The organism is Fictibacillus phosphorivorans, from assembly GCF_023715845.1.
Classification (GTDB): domain Bacteria; phylum Bacillota; class Bacilli; order Bacillales; family Fictibacillaceae; genus Fictibacillus; species Fictibacillus phosphorivorans_D.
Map to the genome: position 1 here is coordinate 1 of NZ_JAMBOR010000071.1, position 409 is coordinate 409.

Here is a 409-nt window from a genome sequence, read left to right on the forward strand (position 1 = left end):
CTCTATCGCCCAGTGCTGGCTGGTGCCGGCGCTGGGGGATTTCAGTCGCCGCTACCCGGCCATCTCGCTGACCGTGCTGACCGGCAACGATAACGTCAACCTGCAGCGGGCGGGTATCGATCTGGCAATCTATTTTGATGACGCGCCGTCGTCGCAGCTAAGCCACCATTTTCTGATGGATGAGGCGATCGTGCCGGTATGTACACCGTATTACGCCCGCCAGCTGCAGTTAACGTCAAATCCTGCCAGTCTGCGCCACTGTACGCTGCTTCACGATCGCCAGGCATGGAGCAATGATTCCGGCACCGATGAATGGTTCAGTTGGGCACAGCAATTTGGGATTGAACTGCCGCAATCGTCGGGCATTGGCTTCGATCGTTCTGATTTAGCGGTGATTGCGGCGATGAAT

Annotated in this window: 1 protein-coding gene; it reads left to right on the plus strand. The window is 57.2% G+C overall.

Translation table 11 applies throughout. The features are described 5' to 3' along the window. On the plus strand, nucleotides 1–409 hold a 409-nt coding region (locus tag M3206_RS18840), incomplete at both ends, for a LysR substrate-binding domain-containing protein (RefSeq protein WP_251314042.1).